Below are 17,692 nucleotides of genomic sequence, written 5' to 3'. Positions count from 1 at the left end.
CCTTAGGCAACCATGAAAAAGAAAACGAAACACGACGTTTTCTGATTGTTTCCGGTATTCTTCGCTTCTCAATAGCAATCAGAATGGAAGAAACAAAACCATCCGAACTGATTTCCGCCAATATCGCCGTTTTAGGAGGAGGGCCGATGGGGGTCTTTCTCTCCACATATCTTTCACCGCAGGCAAAAGAAGTTTTTCTCTGGTATGACGATAGAAAACGCGCTCAAAAAATAGAGAAGGAAAGAATCGCTTCGTTGCTCGAAGATTCGATCACTCTGCCCGAAAACGTCCGCGTCAAAAGCGAATTCGATTTTTTAAAAAGCGGATCCTGGGTTTTGATCATCGCTGTTCCTTCCCGATTGATGGAAGGGATTTTGGACGAACTTGTAAAGGTTCTAGATAAGAATTCTTCACATTTTATTTTTACGTTTACGAAAGGGCTTTTGTCTGCCTCGACGAGAAGAAAATCAAATTGCATTACATATTCTGAATATATTCAAAAACTTTCCGCCGCAAACGAATTGAAAAACATCGAATATACGGCGGTAAACGGCCCCAATCTTTTGGGTGAATTAAAACGGGGACATCACAGCTTTTATTGTCTCGCTTCTTCCGGACCGAGATCGGTGGATATCTTCGAATCCTTGTTTGCGGGATCGAGAAATCACACGAAAACATACGAGGACTTGGTCGGTTTGGAAGTATTCGGGGTGATGAAAAATCCGATCGCGATTGCATGCGGAATCGCATCGGGAATTCCGGAATGCGGAAGCAACTTCGAAGGAGAATTGATCAGCCTCGGTTACTCGGAGATTCTCACCCTTTTGGAAACCCTCGGAATCTCGACCAGATCCGTTCAGGAATACGGTCTCGCCGATCTGATCGCGTCCTGCACGTCGCGTTACAGCCGAAACAAGGCATATGGACATCGCTTTGTCCACAAATTGATTTCGGGAGAAGACCAACCGAACCTCATCGAAAGAATCGAACTCTTTTTCAATCCGGCCGAATTCATTCAAAAAGAAGTGAGTCAAAGTGAAAGTCACGTGGAAGGTGCGTTTGCGTTGGCTTCGATCACCGCGCTCGCGGAAGAGAAGAATGTCGAGATTCCTTTGTACAATACGTTGTTTCAAATTCTTACAAGAAGGGTCTCGCCGACGGAATTGATTCGATTCGTTTCCAAGTCCACATCCGACGAAGTGCGTCACATCTCTAAAACCGCGACGAAACGTTCCGGCTTAGGGATGGCTTCCGGAAAGAAGTTTCAAGAAGCTCTTAGCAAAAATGTTCTGCGTCATATCAACGGGCAACCGGGCATGACGGACCGAATCGTAAAACAATCCACGCTTTTGATCAAGGCTTTGGAAAAACGATATGCGGAAGCGCAAGAAACGAACGACATCACGGATCTTTTGCAGATTCCGAAAGAAATTCAACTTTGGAAAGAAGTGGAATCTGTCTTTCAGGAAAAGGGAAATAAGGATCTGACTAAAATATTAGATTTTTATGTTTCTGAGATCGCCGACGATTACAAACCGTTTCTACGAGATACTCTCATTCATTTGATCGCCCCGACTCGATACGTATTGAGCGGTTTTAAACCGGGAGCGGGATTGCCTAAGATCGGCGGTTGTGTTAAGGAAGTCAAAGCGCTCGCTTCAAGATACGATATTCTTTATACGCCGACGCATCGATCTCATTTGGATTCAGTGGAAGTCGCCTTCGGATTAAAATGGCTCGGACTTCCCGTACCTCGATACGCGGCGGATAAGAAAGTGATGGCGACTCCGGGACTTGCAAACATTTTGAAATCACTCGGCGCGTATATGGTCGATCGAAAACGGAATCGGAATATTCTTTATTTGGAATGTTTGACTCAATATTCCACGATGATGTTGGAGGCCGGAATTCCGACCTTGGTTTATCCGGAAGGAACTCGTTCGAGAACAGGCGGAATCATTCCGATCAAAACGGGAATCTTATCGACTTCCGTGGATGCGTACAAACATACGGGATCCGAAGTGATCGTAGTTCCGATTGCGTTGTCCTATGAAAATGTTCCCGAAGACGAGGAATTTTGCGGAAGCGATAAAAAGCCCGGATTTAAGGATTTCTTTTATAAGAGAACGGAAGTTTACATGGATCTTTGCGAGCCGATCCCCGTTTCCCGATATATTCACGAAGAGGATCCGACGGGTTCCATCGGTTTTGAAATCATGCAAGGATGGAAAAAATACAGAAGAATTCTCCCGAACCAATTGATCGCGCGTTTGATGGTCGAAACGGGAACCGAAGTCGCAATCAAAGATCTAAAGAATCTGATTGGGGAAACGATTCTTACTAAAAAAGGAAATTATCTTACGAAAGACCCGGATGAGATTTTAAATCGAGGCTTGAAGGTATTAAAACAAAGAAAGATCATTGCGGTCGAAAACGGAAGCGCGAAAATACTGGATCGGAATTTAATCCAGTATTACGCGAATATGTGTACGGACGAATCGACTTAGTCGATTTTGATTTTAGATGCGAGCAGAGCCGCGCGTTTGCGAAGAGAGGAAATTTCTTCTCCTTTTGTGGAATAAGATAGAGTAACACCCATTCTTCGATACGGTCTTGTAACCGGTTTTCCGAAAATTCTGAAATCCGATTCGGCCATTCCGGAAGCGACGTCCAATCCTTTGACTTCGGGAGTTTTTCCGTCCGTGCTTGCAAGAATCACCGCGCTTGCTCCTTTTCTTTCCTGAACGATTTCCAAAATCGGAATTCCCAAAATCGCACGGAGATGAAGCTCGAACTCGTTGAAATTTTGTGTTCCGGCTAACGTGACCATTCCCGTATCGTGCGGTCGCGGAGAAAGTTCGGAAAAGTAAACCTTGTCTTTTGTAAGAAAGAATTCCACACCCCAGATTCCCGCTCCGGTCAGAGCTTTTGTAACTGCGTCCGCCATCCTTTGCGCTTCTTTGAGCTGTGTTTCGGAAAGTTCGGCGGGTTGCCAACTTTCTTGATAATCCCCTCGTTCTTGTCTATGGCCGATCGGCGGGCAGAAAAGAGTTTTTCCGCTTTTTTGAGTTACGGTTAAAAGGGTGATTTCCGAATCGAAAGGAATGAACTCTTCTACGATTACTTCGGCGGCTCCGGCGCGCCCTTTGGTTTGCGACGCTTCCCAGGCTTTGGAAATTTCGTCTTTGGATTTGATCACCGATTGTCCTTTTCCGGAAGAGGACATGAGAGGTTTTACTACACAAGGAATCCCTAATGTTTCAACCGCACTTCTGAGTTCCACTTCCGAAGAAGCGTATAAATATTTTGCGGTAAGAAGATTGAGTTCCTTTGCCGCAAGATCGCGGATCGCCTTTCGGTTCATCGTGAAGTTGGCCGCCTTCGCGGATGGAACTACTTGATATCCTTGTTTTTCGTAGTCGTAAAAACGTTCGGTTCGGATCGCTTCGATTTCGGGAACGATCAGATCCGGTTTGTGTTTTGAGACTACCTGATCCAAAAGATCTCCGTCGAGCATATTGATGATTTCTTTTTCGTGAGCCACTTGCATGGCGGGAGCGTTGTCGTAAGAGTCGACGGCAATTACGTGTTGCCCCAATCGCTGCGCTGCGATTACGAATTCTTTACCGAGTTCCCCGGAGCCTAAGAGAAGAATTTTCTTTTTCATATCCTGTCGGCAGAATGCAGGAATTCTTAGAAAGATCAAAAAGAAAATCGGAGGATCGATTCAATTTCTCGCAAAATTAGATTTGCGACCGCATCTTGCGTTTTGCTTTTACTTCGATTTCGTTTTAATCTGAAATGTTTGATAGTCTACGTAGTCGATATCGTCCTTGTTCAAACGAATAACGCCGGAGGGCATATGAAGAATCAGACGATTTCCGATTTGGGTTACGATCGCACCGGAAAGTTTTGTTCCGTCAGATTTGACTACAATCTCAAGAACGTTGTAATACTCTCGGATTTTTTTCTCATCCTTAAGTTCGTTCGCTTCCGCGTCGGATTCGATTTTTTCCAACGCCAGATCCAGTCTGGATGTCTGATCCTTTTCTATCTCCGAAGAAATCGAAGCGATCTTCGGTTGAGTCGGATCGGGATTTTCTTCTAAGAGGGCCTTTTCTACGAGCTGCTGATCGGCTTGGACGAGCGTTTCCAATTCCGCTTTTTCCTGCGGGGTCTCGACGAAAGCCTTCTTTTCGAGATTCGGATTTTCCATTTTTTTCAGCGATTCGAATTCTTTTGCGATATCTTCGTTCTTTTCGATTCTTGTCAGAACGAGTTGAATCATGTGATCCAAATCCGGCTTCACGTAAGAGGCCTCTCCGTTCTCCAAAACGACTTCGTTTTTTTCCAGGAAGGTTACGAATTCCTTATAAAGCTCCTTATCCAGCGCTTTACTGTCTTCGAGAATCTCTTTAGGAATTTTGAATGTGATTGCGACCGCACCTTCGTATACTTTCACTTTCGGAGGTTTGCCGTTCGTCAGTTCGAATGAAAAAGCGGTTCCTCGAACTCCCGCGACCGTCGTCGGGGTGGAAATCGTAAAAGCGTCGCTCGTTTTGAGCTTGTTTGTTTTAATCAGCAATTCGCCCGCTTGAACGTAAAGATTGGTTTCTCTGCGGTTGGGATCGGAAATATTTTTTAATGCGACTTTGCTGTAGGATTTGATTCGAATCACGTCGCCTTTAGCGGTTTGTATGTCGATCGATCCGGAAAAAGTATGAATCCAATCGTTCACCTGCAGAATCAGTCCGGGCTTTGATTTCAGTTTTTTGCCGTTTCTTTCGATGATGACTTCGCCGCTTTGAAAAATTACGATTATCCCGGAAGGAGGAGCGGGTTCGTCTTTGATGAAAAGCGAAGAAACAAAACGGCAGGAGAGATCTAGGCTTAAAATAAAGGAAGATAGAATTAAAAAGGAAAGAAGTTTTGTTCGCATGGGAATTTCCTAGACCAGGTTAAATATAATAAATCTGTTAAATGTTAACAGGCTGGAGATTCGAATTTTTCAGATTTAAATCATATTTTATTTCCGAAAAAGATACATACAAACCCGATTTCGGATTTCTGATTCCACAAAAGGGAGCAATCCGAAAGAATTTTCCTTAGATGCGTTTTTCGAAAGCGGCTTCGTTTTTGATTTTCTTTCTGCGGAAAGCGTTCGGATTGGTTCCGGTGAATTTTTTAAATTCCATATAGAACGTTGACTTGGAGCTGAATCCCGCTCGTCCGCCGATTTCTGCAGTGGTTTCCTCGGGATGATCCAAGAGGAGTTTTTTGGATTCCTCGATGCGGTATTGATTGATCAACGATGGAAAATTATTTCCAAATTCGACGTTGATGATTTCGGAAAGCTGATGGAGGCTCAAACCCAATTCTTTCGCAACGTTTTCTTCCTTTAAGGATTTCTGAAGATAAATCTTTTTCTTTTCGAGAAGGTTTTTGATGTCGAGAACGATCTCGCTGACATTCAAGGAAGAGGTCGTAGATTTTCTCGTTTGAGCGGATTCTTTTTCCTCCGATTCCTCCGCCGATTTTCTATTGAAGAATTCATTCAGCGAAAAACTGACTAAGATCGAATGAAACGGAAGAAACAGAACGACTCCGAAAACGGAGAAAGAATTAAACGGATAAAAATCGAAATGGAAAATCGTCTTGTACGTATCCAACAATAAGAAAGCGGTCCACGAAGCAGTGTAAAGCAAACCGATCGGAGAATTCGTGCGCAAGAATTGATAATGAACTCGGATAAAATAATAACTGGAAAGCCCGACGGTCGCGACCAAAAGAAGAATTCTATGATCATACCAGGATTGAAATAGCGGTATCAAGGCGTACAAAGAACCCAACGCACCGGCGATCCAAAAAAACACGGAGCGAAATACTTTTTTCTGATTCGCCCGATCGATCGTAAAAAGATAAAGGAAAAGAAAAACGTGCGATATCGCGAGAAATAAAAAATAACTGTGACGGAATAGATTGTTCGTATTTCCCGCGATTTCCGCGAAGGTTCTTCCGTGAAGAAAATAGAACGTAAGAAGAACGGAAAAGGTATATAAAGGAAACGTAATAAACACTTTGTTCTTAAACCGGAAATAACCGAAGAGTGAGTATAGAACTGCGATTCCGACGACGCCAATGATCGAATACGGTAGAATCGACCTCATTCTTTTGTGAAGTTCGTATTCTTCCAAACCCATAATCCGAATCCTGTAATTGATATCTTCGTTGGATTGAATGAAAAGATAAAAGATTCGGCTTTCGTTCGGTCCCAGATCCATTCTGAAATGAGGTAAAGAAGCTAGAATTTTTTCGTCCGGGTTCGAGTTGGAATATCCGGAGCTTGAAGAGATGAACTTTCCGCTTTTATCAAAAAAACAAAGCTGAGTGTCGGGGACGTTCAACCAGCCTAAAAGAAGGATTCTGCTTTGAAGCGTATTTTCCGAATTCTTTACGCTAAACCGAAGCCAATTTCCGAACGGTGTCCTTTTTACGCGGAGAACGTTCCCGGAGATAGGATGCCATTCCAAATCTTCGAGTCCTTCGATATGTTCGGGAGAACATCCTGCAAATTGTTGTCCTCTGTATCGATATTCAATAAGAGAGCTGATATCCTTAGAGGAAGTATCCTCGTTCAATAATACGGATTCCGGGTGGGCAAAAGCCGATGAAAAGGAAAAAAACACGCTGAGAATCATCGCAAAAAATTCGGGTTTTAACGTTGAACTCGTTTGCATTCTTTTCTTTATTCCTAGTCTTATAATATTCATCGGAGATGATATCATTCTTTTTCAAAAGGTTTCTGAGGCAAATTGAGTTTTTATTTTTTCTCAGAAAGAAATGCCTGATTTTTAGGTTTGTTTTCCGAACTGGATTCTCTTAGAAAACTCGGTTTGCACCAGTACTTTTTTACAATCTGTCTTTAAAAAAGAAAGGGTTTCATTTTTCGATCGTTCCTTTCAACCCGCATATTCGAAAAATTCACCAATCTTCCAATTTTATAAAGTTAGACACTATTTCCGGATTCTTTTAAAACACTTCTGAATCCGAAAAAAGACAAAAAATTCGGTATAAAATAGAAACAAACTTCTTATAAACTAACGAAATCGGCTCGACTTTAGGCAGAATAAAGAAATGCCAAAGATTCATGACGTAGTAAAAAAACTTCCATTCAGCCTTTTACGTTATGTCGCACGGTTTTTTAACGAACAGGAACGAATTTTTTTGGAAAACTTAATTTTCCAAAAAGTGATTGTCCAATTTTATAATCCTGGAAAGTCTATTCCTTCAGTAGGGGAGAGTTGAGAAAGGGTTCCAATTTCTTCCTTCCCTTAACTTTGGATTACTGCTTTCTCCCTTTGAGGTTTCAATTCAAATCGAGTAACGGTGTCTTTTAATCATGGAGTTAGCTAACTATGGACATGCACGCTATATTAGAAAATGTGCTGAACCCGCCGGTGTTGTTTTTCTTCCTCGGTATGGGAGTGGTCTTTTTCAAATCTGATTTGGTAATCCCCGAATCCTTGTCTAAATTCTTCTCAATGTATCTCCTTTTTGCCATCGGCTTCAAGGGAGGACATGAGCTTTCCCGTACCGCGTTCAGCCAAGAGCATTTCTTTACTTTGCTCGCTTGTTCGATCATGGCGATTGCGGTTCCGATTTACGCGTATTTCGTTCTGAAGATTAAATTAGATAAACATAACGCCGCCGCTTTGGCGGGATCTTTCGGTTCGATCAGTGCGGTAACTTTCGTAACAGCGGGCGCGTTCTTGCACAATCTCGGCGTTGAATACGGCGGGTTTATCGTTGCAGGGATGGCTTTGATGGAATCCCCTGCGATCGTAATCGCAGTCGTCCTCGACCGTTTGAATAAAAATAAAATGAACGGTGGCGGAGCGATTAACTGGAAAGCACTGTTTCACGAAGCGCTGTTCGGTTCTTCCATTTATCTTCTTGTGGGAGCCTTAATCGTTGGTTATGTTACCGGGGATTCAGGTTGGAAGGCAGAAAAGGTTTTTGCAGATGATTTGTTCAAGGGAATTCTAACATTCTTCCTTTTGGACATGGGTATTTCAGCGGCACGCAGGTTTAAAGAACTCACTCACGTGGGATTCTTTTTGATAGCGGCTGCGATCGGCTTGATGATCGTAAACGCAGCTTTGGGTGTTGTTCTGACGAAAGTTATCGGAATGCCTGTGGGAGACGCGCTTATGTTCGTCGTTCTTTGTGCATCCGCCTCTTATATCGCGGTTCCTGCCGCTATGAAGGATATGATCCCGGAAGCGAACCCGAGCATTTATCTTACGGTTGCGCTTTCGATCGTATTCCCGATCAACATCGTCGCAGGAATTCCTCTTTATTATTACCTTGTGACTTTGACCTGAGGAGGGTTTGCTTTTCTCGGCGAACCGTTTATTTGAATGGAAAATCGCCGAGAAAAGCCGAATACTAAAACATTCAATAATTCTCATTTGAATCCTTCCTTAAACGGAAGGATTCAATCGAAGATGAAGATGATCGTTTTCTTAAATAAAAAAAGAAGAGTTAATCAAATGACTTCGAATCAAAAAAAAAATACTGTAAAAATAGGTTTCATTCTGTTCTTTCTCCTCTCTTTCGAGAGCGGAGCGTTACTGGCCCAAACAACCCCGACGCCAACGGCCGAGGTTAAATCGGCGGGAGAGGCCGCCAAACCTTCGACCGAATCGAAAACGGACGACGCTGATTACGTTTCCCCGATGAAGAAGGGCGGCGTCGGCGCAGAATACAATCGTCACATGTTTATCGATCCCGATCTCGCCAGGACGGTGAATAAATACTCGAATAAACTTTGGCTAAACGATTGGATCAAGTTGGGTTTTTATCTCAGACCGAGATACGAATCCAGAAACAACTTAAACTTCGATAAATCGAATCACGCGTATACGGATCGTATTATGCAGACTTCCGCATTTTACTTTCTGGTCGATCCGAGTCCTTACGTGACCTTCAAGGTTACGGTTCAGGACACAAGGGTTTGGGGAGGCGAATCTCCGGCAAACGTGGGGGATATTCGTTCCGGTTTCTTCAATAATACGCCGACCCTAAGTTCCGATCCGAACACTCCCGGAAAACCGAGTAATTCCATCGCTCAGAATAATACGAGCATCCGTGAGGCGTTCGTAATGATCAAAAAACTTCCTCTCGATGCGAAGGTTCAAGTGGGTCGACAAATCTGGGCTTACGGCGATCAAAGAATGTTGGGCGGCGCGAACTGGACGATCAACGGTCTTTCTTATGACGGTGCGCGTTTGATGTTCGACTATGAGAATTTCAGCTCTCACTTTTTCGCGGCGAGACCGTATTGGACTCAGAGCGGCGTCAACGGCGTCCTTTCCTCCAACGATCCGAAAGTGAATTCGACTGCGGGAAATACCAACCCCGCGGCTTCTCAATCGGATACGACCTTATTCGGAACATACAATAGTTTTAAACTCTTAAACGAAGTGGTATTAGATGTTTATAATATAGACGTCGTTAAGAAATGGATTCCGCAGACGACTCCGGCTTCGACGGCGGACGACGTTTTAGCGCAGAATCGCAAAAAGCAGACCGATATGCTTTACACGACCGGCTTTCGTCTGACCAACAGAACCAATAAGAACAATCTTCCCGAAGGAAAGTCTTGGGACTGGACGATCGAAAGCGCGTGGCAGAACGGTTACAACGGACAGAGAATTCATAAACAGTTTATGGGTTATAATCTTCCCGGTACCATCGAAGGCGCGAATCTTGCCGATATGAGAACGGAGCGGGTTAAGTATTCCGGCCGTTTTCACGTTGTGCAGACCGGCTATACTTTCGATAAACTGCGGATCGGCGCGCAATACATGTATGCCTCGGGGGACAACAATCGCTCGGACGGCAGCGTCGGGACTTTTCAAACCCTCGTGAATCCCCGATTCGGCGTAATACCTTATTGGAATAACGTCGCAGGTCTTTCCGAAAATATCGATACGAAGAATCTGAGTTCTTGGAACGCAAACATCACTTACAAAAGCGAAAAGTGGGGGATGTTTCAAGTCGCTTATATCATCAACGACAAGGTTCAAAAGAACGATGCATGGTACGCGATCAACGGAGGAGCGAATTCCATCGCGGGTTCCGCTTTGTCTTCTCCCGTTGCAACGGCGACTAACGCGACCGGAACGATGGCGACTGCCGGTTCCACCGAAAATTATACCGGAAACGCTTACACACAATCGTATTCGACAGGCAGAAACATTTATAACGAATTGGACTTAACGTGGATGTTTCAGGTGAACGACAACGTGTCCATTTGGACCGGGGCCGGATTCCTGATCGCGGGAAATTCGATTCGGAACTATAGAAACAGTCCGTTGCTCTATAACGGAACAACGAACCAGTTTGAACTGAACCCCGCTGCGTTTATGAAACAGCACACTTCCGCGAATAACGCGAGCGTGTTCTTCTTTCAAGTGAACGCCGCTCTTTAGAAAAAGGAGGCTCATCAGCCGATGATCATTCTATCTTACCTGATAGTCGCAATGTCCCTTATCGCACCTTTCCTTGCTGGAAAGGTGCTCGGTAAGAATTTTTTCGGACAAGACACGGCCATATTCATTGGTCTCACTCTCCAATCAGTCTTGGGTCTGATCACCTCCATCTACGTTTACGGATACGAACACCGCAGAAGAACGACGGTTCTCTTAGGGTATGCCGTGTTCTTCCTCAGCACGGGATTTTGCTATTTGGTCGGTAAGACCTTGTGGCTGATTCTTTTTTGGGAATTATCCACGGTCAGTGCGTTCCTTTTGTATCAAGGCGGCAAGTGGACGCCGAACTCGATCAAAAGTTTTATTGCGCTGGTCGTTGCGGGAGGCGTGGGCGCTTTCTGTTTTACGTACTGGATCTATTCCCCTGAAAGCGAATTCGGAAATATGTTTTTGGTCGCGGGTCTTTTGGTTAAGGCCGCGTTTTTCGGATTTCATTTTTGGCTTCCCGAAGCGCACTCCGGTTCCCCGGCTCACGCATCCGCCGCTTATTCCGGGATCTTGGTCAATCTTCCTTTGATTCTTTTTCATCAACTCGTCGCACCTTGGCTGGGGAATACGGTTTATATCAAGATTCTGATTCCTCTCGCGGGCTTCGGAGTTCTTTGGGCGGGGCTTTCATCTTTGTTTTCGAGAGACGCGAAGAAGGCGATCGCTTACAGCACGGTGGAGAATATGAACTTTCTGTTTCTCTGCATTCTTCTTTCCGCGTTATGGAAGGACAACGAAGTCGGGAGTTTGAGGGTGTTGAGCCGATCCTTTTCGTTTCTCTTTATTCTTTCTTTGATTCATCACAGCATCAGCAAGACGTTTCAATTTCTTTCCATCGGATATCTCACTAAAATATCAGGTTTTTCGAATGTGGATCAGAATACCGGGGTCGGAAGAATTTCCGGTCTCCCTTCTTCGTTGCTGAGTTTGGGGACGATCAGCTTTCTTGCGATTCCCGGAACGACAGGCTTTTTATCCGAAGCCACCTTCGTGAAGTTAGTCGCCGGTGTTTTGGAAATTCCGGGACAAAGCGCGATTCTCGTACTTCCTTTGCTGATCTTGGTATCTTCAGGTTTGGTGCTGGGCGCCGCGGGTCACTTAAGAATTTTTTTGGGAATGGTATTGTCCAGACCGAGAAACAACTGGCAGGAAAACAAACCTTCCCGTTCGATTTTTTATTCTCTTTCTTTGAGCGGAATTTTGATTCTTCTCGTATCATTGGGAATTTCCGCTTACGCGGTTTATTATTCTCCGACAACCGAATGGCTGGATGAGAAATGGTATCGCGGACTTGCGATCGTCAACTTTTTAGGTCTCGGGATGATTGCGCTCGTAGGAATTTTCGGATGGAGAACGAAAATTTCCAAAAGAAAACTCTGGGATTGCGGGGGAAATTACGGAGGAGCGGACGTCGCGATTCCTTCGGACGGGATTTCAGATCCGCTGGTCCCTTCTTTGGGAAGATATTTCACTAACGAAGACGGGAACTCCAGATTGGACGATGGAATACTTCACGGTATTATAAAATTCTTAAATACTTTCAAGACAAGAGTCAACGAAGCGGACGAAGAATCGATTTCGATCAATCTCGCGTTTTCTTCCGTAACCGTCGTGATTCTTCTGTTCGTGATTATCGGCCTCAAATTAGCCGAGGGAGATTTATGGAAATTATTCTTAAATACCTTGACCCAGTAATTCGGGTATTATCGTTTATCGCACTTCCGTTCCTTTGCGGAGGTCTTGTCCAAAAGATAAGATCGTACGCTCAGGGAAGAGTGGGCGCGCCCGTTCTTCAGATTTTGTACGATACCTGGAGAATGATCCGAAAAAAACCGGTGGACGGACCTTTCTCCGGATTCTTTACGGAAGCTTCTCCGTTGATCGCGTGTTTGTCCGGATTAGTCGTATGGAGTTTGGCGAGTTTCGAATGGGGTTCCTTTCTTCTCATTCCGTTCTTAATCGGAATCATGAGATTTGCGTTGCTCGCTTATTCCGTGGAAAACGGAACCTCGTTTGCGGGGATGGGAGCTGCGCGTGAAGTGATTCTCTACGTTTTCTGCGAACCGATCATGATTCTCGTTCTTGTCGTTTTCGAATCGCACCTCGTATTCAACGCGAACTTTGCGAGCCTCGCCTTCGGCGGTCTTTTTCTTTTGGGAACTTCTTTGGTGATTTTAGCCGAACTCGCCAAACCGCCGTTTGACGATCCTAGAACTCACTTGGAACTAACGATGGTTCACGAAGCGATGTTGTTGGAAGCGTCTGGCAGCAGGAGAGCCCTTTTCGAATTGGCGCAACAATTCAAGACGTGTGCGTTGTTTCTCTTTGTCGCAAAGATGGGCGTTTATCACGGAGAATTCTTTTTGAATAGGACGGTCGCTCCGTTCTGGCTCGATATCGTCGCCGTCTTGGGAGCGCTTTTCGTTTCGGTTTGTGTGGGTTATATAGAAGCGAACAGCACTCGAAGAAAATGGCTCTGGGTTCCCGAGTTGCTCGGTTTGAATTTTATCTTCATGCTCTTTTTGGGCATTCTTCTCAAGTTAGGTTGATCCTAAGGAAAATTATATGGGAACAGAATTCAGTTATTTAATTCTACTTCTTTTGGGAGTCGTGATCCTGCTCGAGAACCGTTTGAAACGACTCGTGCTTTTGCTCGCGTTTCAAAGCGTTTTTCTTTTGGTTCCCTTGTTTGAAAACAACGGTTACGGAAAGCACAGTTTGTTTTTGGCGGGAATGATCCTTTTGTTCAAGGTCGTCCTGACTCCTTGGATTCTTTTTTGGACCGCAAGAAGAACGAACTCGGTTGAATCTACGTTTCCGAAGGTGGGGTATATTCCCACTTTCGCGCTGTTGATGGTAGGGGCCGTAGTGGGGTTTTTTATATTAGGATTTACTAAACTTCGTTTCGGTGAAGTGAATCAAATGTCCTTTCTTTACACATTTCTTCTTTTGTATGTTGGGATGGTGGGATTTGTCGTTCGACGCCACTGGGTCGGTGTGATCGCTTCCTTTGCGGTCTTTGAAAACGGAACCTTTCTTTTGACTCAAATCTTAAGAACGGAACTTCCTCTCGGGATCGAGTTCGGTTCCTTTTTGGACGCAGTGTTTATCATCGGCGCGGCGGCGACCTTGAGAATCAGCATGGAAGGATCTTCCGAAAACGAAAAAGAAGAGGTTTCCGTATGAGTCTTCTCGTTTTAAACGGAATCGGAGCCGCGGTTTTATTTCTGATTCTGCTCGCATATATTTTGGCGCCGACTCGGGGACAAAGACAGATCGCAATGTGGTCTTTCTTGATGATCCTCTGTGTCGGATTAACGTTTGCCGCATGGAACCTGGAAGGTTTTGCGCTTCAGTGGGTCTTGATCGAAGCGACCACGTTTACGGGTGCGTTGCTCGTGTCTTCGAGCAGAACGTCCAAATCGTTTCCGATCGCTTGGAAATTTCTTCTGATCAACTCGTTCGGATTGGGGATCGCGTTTTTAGGGATCATCATCGTAACGGCTACGTTACACGGTATCGATCATCCCGTCGAAGTGTTGGCGGGTAAATTATCCGAGCATCCCGAAAATCTGTGGATCGAAATCGGGCTTTGGTTGGCGATCTTCGGTTACTCAGCAAAGCTCGGACTTTTTCCGAATCACGTTTGGGTCGTCGATACGTACGGCGAAAGTCCGAGTCAAATCTCCGCATTGATCGCATCCTTCGTTCCGGTCGCGGTAAGTTACGCGCTCCGACCGTTCATACACATGGATCATCAGTTGTATCCGACCACGTTCAGCGCGGCGGACGGTTTGTTGATCCTCGGTGTTATCACGATGTTGCAGAGTATCGTCGCGTTGTATCAAAGAAACGACTTGAGAATGATGACCGCGAAAGTGGCTCTCTTTCATAGCGGTGCAATCGGAATTTTTCTTTGGATGGACCTTCCGGATCCGGTGTTCAACTTCGTAATGGCCGGAAACATCGTGCTGAAATCCGTTCTCTTTTTAACGATGGGAATCGTGAGAATGGACGCGGGTAAACGCGAACTCAGCAAGATCTTTCTTTCGGATTCGATCAACAAAAAGGCGCTCGCGCTTTACACTGCATCTTTGTTCGTCGCGTTTGTTCTTCCCGGTTCTCCGATTTTCGTGAACGATCTTCTGCTTTTAAAAGTGGGTTGGACGCAGGGTCAGTGGTTCGTGATTACCGTTCCGTTTTTGGGATTGATCTTTTTCGGAGTGCTGCTCTACAAAACGGTTCCTCTTTTCAATTTGGAAGACCGGCCTTTCGCAAAGGAATTTGCCGGTACGTTGCAGATCCGTATGACCAACTCACTTTTACTTTTTATCATGGTGTTGGCTCTCGGTATCTGGGGATTTTACCACCTACTGCAAGGAGAATTTTGAATGCGCAGCGTAACGGGTTTGTATCCGAGAAAAGGCAAAAAGGGTTACAACCGCTTCTGGCTTACGAGCGACGGAGTGGAACACGAAGTCGTCGAATATTCCGAAAAGGAAGCTTACGAAGACACCGCGAATCCGATATGGATTCTCAGACATTCTCTCGGAACCGATCAGGGAGAAGAGGATTATTCTTCCTATGATTTCGAAAGATACATCTCCGCGGATCGCAAGACGGACGTGGAAAAATTCGTAACCAAAAAAGGCATTAAGGATTTAGTATATAAGGGATTGAAGGTGCCGATTCCCGCGAGTCATTATTCGCACGCGGTCGGTCCGATTCATGCGGGTGTGATCGAACCCGGACATTTTCGTTTTATCGTAAAGGGGGAAGAGATCCGCAATCTCGACATTCGCCTCGGCTTTCAAAAACGAGGATTGATCGACTTGATTAAGGGAAAAGGACCGAAGGATTCTTTGCCTTATGCGGAAGCGGTTTCGGGAGACAGCACGATCGCGTATGCGATCGCTTTCTCTAGAATCTTCGAGGAAGCGCAGAAGATCACGGTTCCGCAAGAGTTGGACTTTGCAAGACTCGTTTTGCTCGAATTGGAAAGAATCGCGACTCATATCGGAGACATGGGAGCGATCGCGGGCGACATCGGCTATTATCCGTTGCAGGGGGTTTGTTCTTTGCAAAGAGGGGTTCCTCTCGGAGTGATGGAGGCGTTGACCGGAAATCGTTTCGGAAGAGGGGCTTTGTCTCCGAGTAAAGTGCTTCTTAGAAAGAATCTGAACCGGGAAAAATTAAACGAACTCGCGGAAAGAATCCGGTCGGTAACCGCGGATGTTGCGGGACATTTCGAGCGCGCGGCAGACGCTTCCACAAACCGGGAAAGACTTCAATCCTGCGGAGTGATTCGACAAAAGCAAGTCAGACATCTCGGCTTTATCGGAATGGTGGAAAAATGCACCGGACTCAACAGAGATCTTCGTCATTTAGAAAAATCGTATGCGTTTAGTTCACCGATCTCACTCGACCTCAATCGGGATCATATGAGAGGAGACGCGTGGGCGAGATTCTACCTGCGTTATGAAGAATTGAAAAATAGCGCCCAGTGGTTGGTTGAAGCGATTCCTAAATTGGAAGCTGCGCTCGACGTAAAGACTGTTAAGTCCGCGGCGAAATCCGCGATCAAAAAAGGAACGTATTATTCCGCGGTGGAAGGCTGGAGAGGTCCGGTTCTCGTTTCCCTGGATTTGGACGCCGAAGGGACGATTGAAGAAGCGTATATTCGCGAAGTATCCGTTCCAAACTGGCACGCGCTCGAATTGGCGGTAAGGGGAGAATACATCGGAGACTTTCCGTTGAACAACAAATCCTTCAACCTGAGTTACGTAGGAGTCGATCTATGAAAGTTATATTCGAAGTACTGAATATTCTTCGTCCCGCAAAGACGATGAACTACAAAAAGGTATCCCCTTTGAATCCGAACGCGCGGGGGATTCCGATTCCCGTGCTTGCATCCAACGAGTCCTGTCTTTCCTGCAAATCCTGCGAACAGGTTTGTCCGACTCATTCCCTCAAGATTATTTCTAAGGATAAGATGAGTTTCGATTATGGGGCTTGTCTTCAGTGCGGAAGATGTTCGGAATTTTGTTCCGAAGGAAAGATCGTCGACTCCGGTTTCGTTCACGTTTATTCCACCGATCGCGAGGCTTTGAAAGTCACTTACACGAACGGCATACCGGACGAAAGACAGGAAGTTGAAACCGAAGAGGTGAAACAATTCAGGAAGGCTACCAAGAAAACCGGATTTCAATTCAGAGAAGTCGCCGCCAGCGGAAATAACACGACCGAAGCGGAAATCAACGCGAGCTTTAACGCGCTCTTTGACGCCGAAGCCAGTAAGATTCGAGTGGTCGCATCTCCGAAACACGCGGACGCGCTCGTATATTCCGGACCGGTCGGACCGAATATGGAAGGGCCGCTGGACACCGCTTGGGAAACGATGCCTTCTCCGAAGGCGCTTGTCGCCGCCGGATCGGAAGCGGTTTCGGGAGGACTTTTTAAACTCGGTAAACTTCCGAAAGAGCCGGATCTATTTATCGGCGGTGATCCTCCTAGACCGGACGTAATCGTATCCGCATTCCGTTATCTGATGGGAACGAGAGAATTCTCCTTTCGAGCGGAATTATCCAAGTTCGTTCAGAATTTAAGAGAAACAAAGTAGTTTAAAAAATTTTAATACGCTCCGCGACGAAACCGAATCGAAAAAACTGTTTCTCGTTCGTCACCGAGCATATTAGAAAAATCCAATACGACGCCGCACCGGATTTCGAGATTCGAAGTTCTTTGCGGTTTTTTCTTATCCGCCGGAAACGGCTATTCCGATCAAAACGATCGCGATCAAAGGCGGTAATCCTTGAATGATCGCAGCCCGTGCCATTGAAGGTTTAGAAGCGAATAGAACCGTGCCGGCTCCGAAAACCGAAAGACAGGAAAAGATCATGATCGCCGGCGCGTAGCTTGCGTGAAGTTCGAAAAAAATCGCCCCGTAAAGCGCTCCGATCGCAAGAAACAGGTTGTAAAAACCTTGGTTTAAAAAGACCCCTTTCATCGCTTCCGCTAACTTTTTATCCGTAACTCCGAAACGTCTGTGAATTGTCGGTTTCATCCAAAGAACGCTTTCCATAAGAAAAATCCATACGTGAAGTGCACCTACGATACCGGCTAAAATCCTTGCGGCTAAAATCATTCGT

At 45.4% G+C, this 17,692-nt stretch carries 13 protein-coding genes; 9 read left to right on the top strand and 4 right to left on the bottom strand.

Features of this window, described 5'->3' with window-relative positions:
- Positions 1-83 precede the first annotated feature (83 nt).
- A complete protein-coding gene (locus tag LFX25_RS17705) occupies positions 84-2,507 on the top strand; it encodes a 1-acyl-sn-glycerol-3-phosphate acyltransferase (protein ID WP_238731414.1) in 2,424 nt (807 codons plus the stop codon).
- Here the strand turns inward: LFX25_RS17705 and purT are convergent.
- The 3 genes from purT to LFX25_RS17690 form a co-directional block, all read right to left on the bottom strand.
- A complete protein-coding gene (gene purT, locus LFX25_RS17700; protein WP_238731413.1) occupies positions 2,504-3,667 on the bottom strand; it encodes a formate-dependent phosphoribosylglycinamide formyltransferase in 1,164 nt (387 codons plus the stop codon). The two genes, LFX25_RS17705 and purT, sit on opposite strands and share 4 nt — an antisense overlap.
- A gap of 108 nt (positions 3,668-3,775) precedes the next feature.
- Positions 3,776-4,939, bottom strand: a complete 1,164-nt coding sequence (locus tag LFX25_RS17695; protein ID WP_238731412.1) for a FecR family protein — start codon at positions 4,937-4,939, stop codon at positions 3,776-3,778.
- 166 nt (positions 4,940-5,105) lie between these two features.
- Positions 5,106-6,737 (bottom strand): helix-turn-helix domain-containing protein, encoded by a 1,632-nt coding sequence (locus tag LFX25_RS17690; RefSeq protein WP_406600509.1) that lies wholly within the window; start codon positions 6,735-6,737, stop codon positions 5,106-5,108.
- 678 nt (positions 6,738-7,415) lie between these two features.
- Between LFX25_RS17690 and LFX25_RS17685 the strand changes: the two genes are divergently transcribed.
- From LFX25_RS17685 to LFX25_RS17650, 8 genes are all read left to right on the top strand, one after another.
- Positions 7,416-8,384, top strand: a complete 969-nt coding sequence (locus LFX25_RS17685; protein ID WP_238731411.1) for a sodium-dependent bicarbonate transport family permease — start codon at positions 7,416-7,418, stop codon at positions 8,382-8,384.
- 168 nt (positions 8,385-8,552) lie between these two features.
- Positions 8,553-10,496 carry an alginate export family protein gene (locus LFX25_RS17680; RefSeq protein ID WP_238731410.1) on the top strand — a complete coding sequence of 648 codons (1,944 nt, stop codon included), beginning with the start codon at positions 8,553-8,555 and terminating at the stop codon, positions 10,494-10,496.
- 21 nt (positions 10,497-10,517) lie between these two features.
- On the top strand, positions 10,518-12,239 hold the full coding sequence (locus tag LFX25_RS17675) for a proton-conducting transporter transmembrane domain-containing protein (RefSeq protein ID WP_238731409.1): 1,722 nt from the start codon (positions 10,518-10,520) through the stop codon (positions 12,237-12,239).
- Positions 12,206-13,093, top strand: coding sequence for an NADH-quinone oxidoreductase subunit H (locus tag LFX25_RS17670; RefSeq protein ID WP_238731408.1), 888 nt, complete (start codon positions 12,206-12,208; stop codon positions 13,091-13,093). Before LFX25_RS17675 ends, LFX25_RS17670 begins: the two co-directional genes overlap by 34 nt.
- A gap of 16 nt (positions 13,094-13,109) precedes the next feature.
- Positions 13,110-13,730 (top strand): formate hydrogenase, encoded by a 621-nt coding sequence (locus tag LFX25_RS17665; protein WP_218739467.1) that lies wholly within the window; start codon positions 13,110-13,112, stop codon positions 13,728-13,730.
- Positions 13,727-14,935, top strand: coding sequence for a proton-conducting transporter transmembrane domain-containing protein (locus tag LFX25_RS17660; protein WP_238731407.1), 1,209 nt, complete (start codon positions 13,727-13,729; stop codon positions 14,933-14,935). Before LFX25_RS17665 ends, LFX25_RS17660 begins: the two co-directional genes overlap by 4 nt.
- Positions 14,936-16,345 carry a hydrogenase large subunit gene (locus LFX25_RS17655; RefSeq protein WP_238731406.1) on the top strand — a complete coding sequence of 470 codons (1,410 nt, stop codon included), beginning with the start codon at positions 14,936-14,938 and terminating at the stop codon, positions 16,343-16,345.
- On the top strand, positions 16,342-17,163 hold the full coding sequence (locus LFX25_RS17650) for an NADH-quinone oxidoreductase subunit B family protein (RefSeq protein ID WP_238731405.1): 822 nt from the start codon (positions 16,342-16,344) through the stop codon (positions 17,161-17,163). Before LFX25_RS17655 ends, LFX25_RS17650 begins: the two co-directional genes overlap by 4 nt.
- A 135-nt stretch (positions 17,164-17,298) precedes the next feature.
- On the opposite strand, the gene LFX25_RS17645 is transcribed toward LFX25_RS17650, so the two are convergent.
- Positions 17,299-17,688, bottom strand: a complete 390-nt coding sequence (locus LFX25_RS17645) for a DUF1304 domain-containing protein (RefSeq protein WP_238731404.1) — start codon at positions 17,686-17,688, stop codon at positions 17,299-17,301.
- Between the last annotated feature and the right edge of the window lie 4 nt (positions 17,689-17,692).

The sequence above is a fragment of the Leptospira sanjuanensis genome (assembly GCF_022267325.1).
Classification (GTDB): Bacteria; Spirochaetota; Leptospiria; order Leptospirales; family Leptospiraceae; genus Leptospira; species Leptospira sanjuanensis.
This window is presented reverse-complemented; position numbering and strand designations above follow the sequence as displayed.